The organism is Algoriphagus faecimaris, assembly GCF_900101705.1.
GTDB lineage: Bacteria > Bacteroidota > Bacteroidia > Cytophagales > Cyclobacteriaceae > Algoriphagus > Algoriphagus faecimaris.
Map to the genome: position 1 here is coordinate 106,322 of NZ_FNAC01000013.1, position 10,063 is coordinate 116,384.

At 42.0% G+C, this 10,063-nt stretch carries 5 protein-coding genes and 1 pseudogene; 3 read left to right on the top strand and 3 right to left on the bottom strand.

What is annotated here, in order from left to right; genetic code table 11:
- Positions 1-116: 116 nt before the first annotated feature.
- The 3 genes from BLQ57_RS08925 (at position 117) to galE (ending at position 7,903) form a co-directional block, all read left to right on the top strand.
- Positions 117-3,680 carry a PKD domain-containing protein gene (locus BLQ57_RS08925; protein WP_169712738.1) on the top strand — a complete coding sequence of 1,188 codons (3,564 nt, stop codon included), beginning with the start codon at positions 117-119 and terminating at the stop codon, positions 3,678-3,680.
- Positions 3,681-3,820: 140 nt separating this feature from the next.
- On the top strand, positions 3,821-6,829 hold the full coding sequence (locus BLQ57_RS08930; protein WP_169712739.1) for a PKD domain-containing protein: 3,009 nt from the start codon (positions 3,821-3,823) through the stop codon (positions 6,827-6,829).
- Between the two features lie 66 nt (positions 6,830-6,895).
- Positions 6,896-7,903 carry a UDP-glucose 4-epimerase GalE gene (galE, locus tag BLQ57_RS08935; protein WP_087939504.1) on the top strand — a complete coding sequence of 336 codons (1,008 nt, stop codon included), beginning with the start codon at positions 6,896-6,898 and terminating at the stop codon, positions 7,901-7,903.
- A gap of 42 nt (positions 7,904-7,945) precedes the next feature.
- Here the strand turns inward: galE and ggt are convergent, their stop codons facing one another.
- The 3 genes and pseudogenes from ggt to BLQ57_RS08945 form a co-directional block, all read right to left on the bottom strand.
- Positions 7,946-9,640: a gamma-glutamyltransferase gene (ggt, locus tag BLQ57_RS08940; protein ID WP_087939511.1), complete on the bottom strand. Its 1,695-nt coding sequence runs from the start codon at positions 9,638-9,640 to the stop codon at positions 7,946-7,948.
- Between the two features lie 170 nt (positions 9,641-9,810).
- Positions 9,811-9,871, bottom strand: a pseudogene (locus BLQ57_RS21130).
- Positions 9,857-10,063, bottom strand: a complete 207-nt coding sequence (locus BLQ57_RS08945; protein ID WP_244887416.1) for a GIY-YIG nuclease family protein — start codon at positions 10,061-10,063, stop codon at positions 9,857-9,859. Before BLQ57_RS08945 ends, BLQ57_RS21130 begins: the two are co-directional and overlap by 15 nt.

A 10,063-nucleotide genomic window follows, 5' to 3' on the forward strand; every position in this document is an offset into this window, starting at 1 on the left:
AAATGAAGCACTTCAAAAGATGCTTTTTCGTCTTTTTTGTGTGTTTTTCATTTTTGCTGAGTTACCCAACCCTTGCTCAGCTTAGCACTGTAGGTAAAGAGTTCTATTTCGGGTTTATGGAAAACAACCTGAAAGAGAATAATGAGGATAAGGCTTTAATCTCCATAACAGCCTCTGAGAATGCTATTGGGGTAATCGAATACCTCGATCAGTCAGTGAGTTTTTCTCTGAATAGTGGAGAGGTGTTCACACACGAGATTTTGACTACAGTGCGGGATATTATTCATCGCTCTTCCGGTGTGGTGAGGGATAAAGGCGTACGTATCTCTTCTTCTGGCAGCATTGCAGTACATGCTTTTAATTTAAGGAGCACGAGTTCGGATGGTTCGGTTATTTTGCCCGTTTCAGCTTTAGGCTTGGACTACTTAGTGACATCCCATTTTAATGATTTAAGCCTTTCTGAAAATAACTTCGAAAGTACGCTTCTGGTCGTTGCCATAGCTGATCAAACCACCTTAGAAATTATTCCTACTGCAACCACTACCAATGGCTTTGCTCCAGGTAATTCTTACCAAGTAACCCTAGATGAGGGGCAAAGTTATCAATTAAAAGGATTGGGAGACTTGACAGGTACAAGAGTGCGTGTCGTCAATGCTAATGGAGATAATTGTAAAAGAATTGCTGTTTTTGGTGGAAATAAAATGACACAATCAGGGGTCTGCGGAACTACCGCGGATCACCTCTTTCAACAGACCTATCCGCTATTTACTTGGGGCACTTCCTTTACGCATATCCCACTTTTGGATCGGACTGCGGGTGAATTGGTTAAGGTTTTGGCTTCAGAGAATGGTACCGAAATCACCCTCAACGGAAATCGTATCCTTACTTTGAATGAAGGTGAGTTTTATACGTTTGATTTCAATGGGATAGATATACAGCTAATCGAAGGCTCAAACCCTATAGCCGTTACTGCGATTTCTAAAAGTCAGGACTGTGATTCTAATGCTGAAGTAAGACTTGGGGATCCTCTTATGCTCACCTACAACCCTGATAATCATCAGGTAAAATCCATAGTTTTTAACTCGTTACAATCCTATGGCTTTAATCGTCATTATATCAATATACTGGTAGACTCTGAATTCTTTGACCTGACCAGATTGAATGGTATTTCTATAGCTGATGAGTTTGACCCCGTTCCAGGAAAGCAGGAATACATGTATGCAAGAATCCAACTCAATGGAGGTGTCAATTCCTTATCAAATCCAGAGGGTTTGGTAGCCTATGCTTATGGGGCAGGAATAAGAAATTCCTACGGGTTTTCTGCAGGAGCTATTTTTGAGGATAGCGATTTCGAAGTATCAAGCGATTATGAGTTTGAAGTGATTGGAGATCGGATAGCTTGTTTTGGTCAAGAGGGGACATGGGAAATTCTACCCGAAAACCCAATTTATACTCAATTTGAATGGAATTTCGGAGATGGGTCAGAACCTGTCTTAGGGCAAGTTGCTACTCATCAATACCTGGAAGAGGGCGAGTTTACCATCAGCGTCTATGCTTCAAATTGGGAAAGTGCTTGTCCGATAGAATACGTTTTTGACTTTGATGTAGTAGTGGATAAGGTGGAGTTTGAGCTGCTGGGTGAAAGCAATGTCTGTCCCGGAGCTATTGAGACCTATACTTTGGGAGAGAGAAAATCAAATTTTGAATCCATAGAATGGCAGACCATCGAGGGAGGGGAGATCCTAGAAGAGACTGATCAATACATTATAATTCAGTGGGGAGATGCTTTGCTTACCACCACAATAGGTGCTTATGGCTATGCTCCCAATGGCTGCAAAAGCGAATTGTATTCCAAAGAAATAATAATTGGGGAGCAGCAAATTGATATTTTTCCTGAGGGGGTGAATGAAGTTTGTAAGGGTAGTGCTATCCCCGATTCTTATATAATCCCCCTATCGATCCAAAATACAGGCACAGTAGAATGGATGGTTCAAGGGGGTGAAATCACAAAAGGTCAATTTGAGTCTGAAGTATTTGTCCTTTGGGACTCAGAAGCTTTTGAGCGTACCATTTCCTTTACACTTACTGCCAAGGATGAAAGTTGTGGTAAAACCTCAAAAGCACTCGTTGTTGATATGATAGATGAGGTACCTTTTGAAGATGTGGTGATTGCCGGTGAGGATGAGGTATGTCTAGGATCTGAGGTTCGATACACTTTTACATCAAGTACTTCTTTTATTGATGTAAAATGGTCTCTGCCATCCGGTGGAAGGATTGTAGAGCAAGATGGGAATTCAGTCCTTATTCGCTGGGAGGAACATACTTCGGATATGGGCTTAGGGGTTACTCCAATCACTGATTCTGGATGTGAAGGACGCGAATATTTCAAAAGAATTTCGTTAAAAGAAGTCGCACTTCTTCCAGTTGCAAGTGGAAATTTCCTGCTTTGTGGACCGGAGTTTTTTGACCAAGAATATACAATTCCTCAAGTCGACTCAAACTATCAATACACTTGGGAGGTAGAGGGAGGAGAGATTTTAGGTAACGCTACCGGAGAAACTATAAGCGTCAAATGGGAACCTTCGGTGTCTGAACGATGGATTAGCTATACTCAACTCCCAATCAATGCTGAAGAATGTCAAACACTATCTAAGAGGCTTTTAATTGAATACCTTGAGCCAATCCAACTGATAGAAAAAATAGAAAAAATCCCATCATGTGCTTCGACGGCGGATGGAGCTTTGGAAGTTATTTTGTCAGGAGGATCTGGCGAATTTGAATACGAATGGGAAGGCTTCCCTGAGGAGATTACTTCTCTGCTGAGTGGGATAGAAGCGGGAGAATATAAGTTAAAAGTTAAGGATAAATCAGGCTGTGGCTTTGGAGAGTTTATCCTTTCCTTGGAAGAAGCAGAATCTATTCAGTTGACAGGAGATCTTGAAATTCTGCCGACGAGCTGTGTAGGAGCTGGAGATGGAGGTTTTAGAACGTTGGTCAGAGGAGGAATGCCACCTTATCAAGTGATGGGATTGGAATCTTTTTGGGATGGGGAAAGGCTCACAGTATTGGGGCTTAGTAAAGGCCCGTTTTCACTTTTTGTAGAAGACTCCAAAGGTTGTTCTATTCCAATAGAAGGTATTATCAATGGACCTGAAGAACTTCAGGTTAGTTTTGTTCAAATGAATGAGAGTTGTCCGGGAGGCAATTTTGGTCGATTGGAAGTTAATGTAAGTGGAGGCGTGAAGCCTTACACTTATTCTTGGGATCAAGGATTAGAAATTGCCAGTTTGAGCGCATCTTCTGCTAGTAGTTTTGGAACTAACTCTATCTCTAATATGCCATCAGGAGATTATCAAGTCAGCATCACCGATGCCAATGGGTGTCAGGTCACCGCCTATGGTAAGATTATGGAAACAAGCCCTCAAGTGCGAATGCCCACAGGTTTTCTTCCCAAAGATGGCGTCTATAGTCCTGTTTCCAATTGTGCTTTGGACTTTACTATGAAGATATTTGATCGGTGGGGAAATCTTATTTTTGAAGGGAAAAAGGGGTGGGATGGATTTATTTCTGGAAAAGAGGCTCCTATTGGAACATATACCTATGCGGTGAGTTACACCTTCAATAATGAAAATCAGACAGTAATGGAAGAAAAATCAGGAGTTTTCACCTTAATCAGGTAAATTTCCTATCCTGAAGCGTAACAGATATGAGGAGTAGGCTGATTTTATGTATCGTTTTTATATTCCAATTCACTTTTTGGATATCTCATTACGCATCAGCACAAATATCTACTATCGGTAAGGAATTTTTCATTGGTTTCATGGATAATAATCGACGTAATATCCAGCCTGATGGTGTATTCATATTGATTACCGCAATGGAAAACACTTCTGGAGTATTGCAAACTCCTATTCGATCTATTCCATTTACTTTAGTGGCAGGTGAACAATTCGTCCAAGAGTTTGATGGAGAGGATGAGGAAATTATCCACAGAGAAAGTGGTCGAGTAGAGTATCGCCCTGTTAAAGTTACCACCTCAGCGGATGTAACAGTCCATGTGCTAAACAGCAGGGAATTTAGCACAGATGGTACAGTGATTTTGCCAATAACAGCACTTTCTTCAGATTATTTAGTCACTGCCCACTATGACAGATTCGGACCTGATCAGTCTCCCGGGTCAAACAGGAATTTTGAAAGCACCCTCTTAGTCATTGCGACAGCAGATGATACTGATGTGGAAATCATCCCGAGTGCGAGGACAGTCAATACCATACCAGCAGGCGCGCCTATTCGAATTAGGTTAAATCAAGGGGAAAGCTATCAAGTTAAAGCATTGGATGATTTGACTGGAACTAGTGTAAAAGTAATGAATCCGGATCCTGATAATTGCAAATTATTAGCAGTGTTCGGGGGGAATAAAACGAGTAGTGCAGGAGATTGTGGAACAAGCGGTGATCATGTTTTTCAGCAGGCTTATCCTTTGGAGAGTTGGGGTAAAGAATACCTCCATATCCCATTTGCAGGAAGAACTTCAGGGGAAATTATAAAAATTTTGGCAGCACAAGATCAAACAGAGATTTTCATCAACGGTGAATCTCAAGGTATTTTGAATGCAAGGGAATTCAGAAGGTTTGAATTCGAAAAAGAAGAGTTTGGATTGATTCAAACTTCAAAACCCACAACTGTTTCAGTCATCACCAAGAGTGCAGCTTGTAATGATTTTGGTCTTGCACCATTTGGTGATCCATCTTTGGTCACTTTAAGCTCTACCAATCAGCTATTGAAAGAAGTCAGTTTTTCCACCGGAAAGCTAACAGGTTCCCAAGACATAGATTTGATTCACTTTGTCAATTTGATCGTTCCTGCAAAAGGGCTTAATGAAACTTTCCTAAATGGACAATACATTGCTTCACAGTTTAGTCCCGTCCCAGTTTTTCCTGAGTTTTACTATGCTAGGATAGCTGTGCCCGAAGGAGTGAATACTATTTCTAATTTCGTAGGTTTTTTTGGGAATATGTATTCTTCGGGAAATATAGAATCCTACAGCTATGCCATTGGGGCTCGATTGGATAATATTCAATATGAAACGGAAACCAATTATGATTTTGAGGTAGATGGCGACAGAGTAGCCTGCTTGAATCAAGAAGGGGAGTGGACCATTCTTCCTGAGGACCCTAGATTTCAATTCTTTGAATGGGATTTTGGGGATGGTAAAGGTATTGAACCTGGGCAGACAGTCTCCCATATTTTTGAAGAAGAAGGGGTATTTACTGTTACTGTTTTTGCAAGTACAGGGGTAGAGGCTTGCGATTCCACGACCGAATATGTTTTTGAAGTAGAAGTAAATGGAGTTTTTGGAGAGTTGGAGGGACCTTCCTCTCTATGTCCTTTTACTGAGTCGGTACTTTATACTTTTTCGGATACTGACAATGTATCAAAACTGCTTTGGGAGGTAGAAGGTGGAGATATTGTAGTGGAGGAGGAAGATTTTATTCGTGTCAATTGGAATGAAGAACGATCGGATGCTTTCGTAAAAGTCACCCCTGTTGGACCTAATGGATGCCAGGGTGAAATTCAGCAGATAGATGTTGAGCTTATTGAAACAACTACACCCGCGACCCCTGCTGGTCAACAGGGGATTTGTGAAGGAGGATCTACCCTCTTGGAATACGAGGTGCCTTTCCCTTTGGACGAAAGGGTGTACGAATGGTTTATAGAAGGTGGAGCAATTCTTAACGGACAAAATTCCACTCAAGTAGAGGTAGAATGGGATCTGACTGCCACTAACCGTTCCATTTATTATGAAGAAAAGGCAACTTTTGGAGATTGTTTTGGAGTATCTGAAGTGCTACAAATAGACTTATTTGATTCGATTGCAGTGGGTGAGGAAGTGATTGAATCTCCCTCCTGCCCGGGACAGAATGACGGGAGTATTCTGCTATCGGTTCAGGGTGGATCTGGCAATTTGAGTTTTCAATGGCTGCATGATACTGAGCTTTCTGGAAATTCAGCTGATGGTCTCTCTGCAGGTATTTACGAAGTAACCGTGATAGATCAATCCGGCTGTGGAGAACAAACATTGAGAGTAGAAGTCAAGGATCCTGAACCTTTAACTTTGTTGAATGTAAGTACGGAGCCTACTTCCTGTTTTGATGCAGGAGATGGAGGAGGATCCTTAGAAATCATAGGCGGTACTGCTCCCTACTTGGTCCTAGGTTTAGAATCCTCTTGGGACGGCAGTAGACTTTATTTTTCTGGTCTCGGAAGAGGTGATAACCAAGTGACTGTTCAAGATGCAAAGGGATGTAATCTTCTAGTTGATTTGGTGATCGATAGTCCTGATGTCCTACAACTGGAATTTGAGGAAATCCAGCCGGGATGCCCTGGAGGCATTGATGGAGCTTTACAAGCCCGGGTAGCAGGAGGCACGGGACCCTACGAGTACCTATGGGAGGATGGAAGCCAAACTATCCGATTGGAAGGCCTTTCCTCGGGAGAGTATGAGTTGCTGGTAATCGATAGTAATGGATGTCAGGTAAGTGGAGTGGGAATAGTCTCACAGACCAAGCCGAGTGTAAGGATGCCCACTGGATTTAATCCTCAGGAGGGGCCGTATCAGCCGATTTCCAACTGTAGTATATCTTATCAATTGGCAGTCTTTAACCGATGGGGGCAGTTGATTTTTTCTGGCCAAGAAGGATGGTCGGGGAATTTTGAGGGAAAAAGCGCACCTGTAGGTGTTTATACTTTCTTATTAGTCTATGAATATTCCTTGGAGCAAGGTGTTGGTCGTGAGCAGCTCAGAGGAAGTTTTACCTTGATTGAGTGATTTTTCTGTTTTGTCTCGTCGTAAATCATCTTATCTCTTAGCTTTGCTTAAATTATTTTTGAATCAATGAAAAAGATATTAATCACAGGAGGAGCCGGATACATTGGTTCCCATACCGCTGTAGAACTAATTAATGGGGGATTTGAACCTATTATTTTGGATGATTTATCCAATTCAGAAGAAAAAGTTCTCGGTCGATTGGAAGAGATCGTAGGAAAAAAATTAATCTTTTATAAAGGAGATTGTAATGATCCAGCGATTTTGGATCAAATAGGAAAGGAGCATGAGCTCGCAGGTGTGATTCATTTTGCAGCCTATAAAGCGGTAGGTGAAAGTACAGCATTACCTTTGAAGTACTACAAGAATAATATTGGTTCACTTTTAGTTTTACTGGAGTTTATGCAAAAGCAGGAAATCAAAGACATAGTATTTTCCTCATCCTGTACTGTTTATGGCCAGCCCGATCACCTACCTGTCACCGAATCCACTCCCCGTAAAGAGGCCGAAAGCCCCTATGGAAATACCAAAAAAGTATGTGAGGATATTTTAGTGGACTTTGTGAAAAGCAAACAGGGAATCCGAGTGATATCTCTTCGATACTTTAACCCGGTAGGTGCTCATCCGAGTGGAAAGATAGGGGAGTTACCTTTAGGGACACCAAGTAATTTGGTTCCTTTCGTAACACAAACCGCAGCTGGAATACGAGAAAAGTTGACAGTTTTTGGAGACGATTACGATACTCCTGATGGTTCTTGTGTCAGAGATTTTATCCATGTGATGGATTTGGCTGATGCCCATGTCAAAGCCCTGAGTTTTTTGGAGAGTAAAGAGGACGACTATTATGAGGTTTTCAATGTAGGATCAGGAAATGGTAATACCGTTTTGGAAGTGATCGAGACCTTTGAAAAAGTGAATGGTCTTAAACTGAATTATCAAATAGGACCTAGGAGACCCGGTGATGTGGTAAAGATCTGGGCTGACACAAAGAAAATCAATCAAGTTTTAGGCTGGAGTCCTCAAAACTCTCTAGCAGACTCTATGAGAGATAGCTGGAACTGGCAGAAAAGTCTATAAAGGAAAGGCCGCCATTCTCTGAAAATAGCGGCCTTTTGTTTATCAATAACCTGCGGCTTGACCGTCTTTTCGAGATTCGGATGCGCCGTAGTATACTTTTCTTATGGGATCAAATTTTATGGCTTGATAGCCACCATAAGGCCCTATGCTAAACTCTACGCGATGACCTTTTTCTTCCAGACTTCGGATCACTTCCCAAGAAAAGCCACTTTCCAAGTTTAATGAACCTCCCGAAGTCATGACCGATCCGGTAGGTTGGGATGAGCCTACATGCCGCATTCTGGGGGCATCACCGGCTTCTTGCAGGTTCATGCCAAAATCAATCATATTGACAATAATCTGTGTATGACCCTGTGGCTGGACAGCGCCTCCCATCAAGCCAAAACTCATAAAAGGCTCTCCATCTTTAGTGACAAATGCCGGGATGATTGTGTGAAAAGGTCGTTTTCCCTTAGCTAATGAATTCCAATGGTTTTCATCTTTGACATTAAACATCTGTCCGCGGTTTTGAAGGACAAATCCCAATCCATCCGGAACCATAGCCGATCCAAATTCATCATAAATACTTTGAATCAAAGAAACCATATTTCCTTCGGAGTCCGCGACTGTAAGGTAGGTCGTGTTGCCTTTTTCTATATCACCAGCAGGATACTCCCTGGCTGCTTTATCCAAATCGATGTGTTTTCTTCGCTCTGATGCATATTCTTTCGATATTAAATATTCGACAGGAATTTGATTGAACTCAGGGTCAGCATAGAATTTAGCACGATCTTCATAGGCCAGTTTTTTCGCTTCTGTTAATACATGAAGATATTCGGCACTACCAAATCCCATAGATTTTAGATCATAAGCCTCCAGAATATTCAGCATTTGTAAAGCAGCTATCCCTTGTCCATTGGGTGGGAGTTCCCATACATCGTAACCTCTGTAATTGGTACTGACAGGATCTACCCACTCGGATGTATGATTGGCCAAATCCTCATAACTCAAATAGCCCTCATGCTTTTTCATAAAGGCATCTATGGTCTTGGCGATCTCACCTTTGTAGAAGGCATCTCTACCACCCTTTGCGATCAGGTCATAGGTCCTTGCCAAATCTGCATTTCTGAAAACATCTCCCTTTTGTGGAGTAGTTTTACCATTAGGCATGTAGGTGGATCTAAAGCCTGGAAAATCTTGCATGCGTTCCCAGTTATTATTCATCTGATAAGCGATGACCTCTGAGACGGGAAAACCATTATTACCATAGTCTATGGATGGCTGTAAAATTTCCTGCATACTGAGTTTTCCAAACCGTTTATGCAACTCAAACCAGCCATCCACACAGCCAGGAACTGAAATAGGCAAGGGTCCTAACAAAGGAGCATAATCGAGCCCTTTTTCTTTAAACGTCTCCATTGTCAAGCTGGCAGGAGCTCTTCCACTGCCATTTAAACCATAGAGTTTTTTGGATTTGGCATCCCAAACTATGGCGAAAATATCACCACCGATGCCACAGGAATGAGGTTCTACCAAACCTAGCATAGCATTGGCAGCTATTGCTGCATCCATAGCCGCCCCCCCTTTTTTCAAAATGTCTAATGCGGCCTGAGTAGCAAGGGGCTGACTGGTAGCCACCATTCCATTTTGGGCTAGAATCTCAGAGCGGGTAGTAAATGCCCTTCCTGTGAGCCTATCCTGAGCATGTGATAGGAAAGGGATTAAACCAAAAAGAAATAGAGTATATAGTTTTTTCATTTGAATTGATCTTTGGACGAAAATAAGAGGATTCAAGTAAAGATAAATTGAAAAAATGCTGAGAGGTAAATCCGGATTCAGAAAGGGAAGTTGATGAGAAGTGTTAAAAACAAAAAGCCCAAGATTTCTCTCGGGCTTTGATGCGGAATAGCCTGTCCCGAGCATCGGGAGACGGGACTCGAACCCGCGACCTTCCCGAGCATCGGGACAGGCATCCTAACCAGCTGAATGATTTTGGATAAGGTTTAGCAAGAAGGATCTGCTTTTTTGGGCTTTCAAAAATTTCTCTCTGATCAATGCCTCTTTTTTGGAGGAGTATTTTTCAGTATAAAGTAATTTCCAGGGCTGTTTTTTCCCTGTGTATCCTCTATGTGGTCGATTATGTTTTTCGAGTCTAGAAAGCGGGTCGGCTGAACTTCCGAT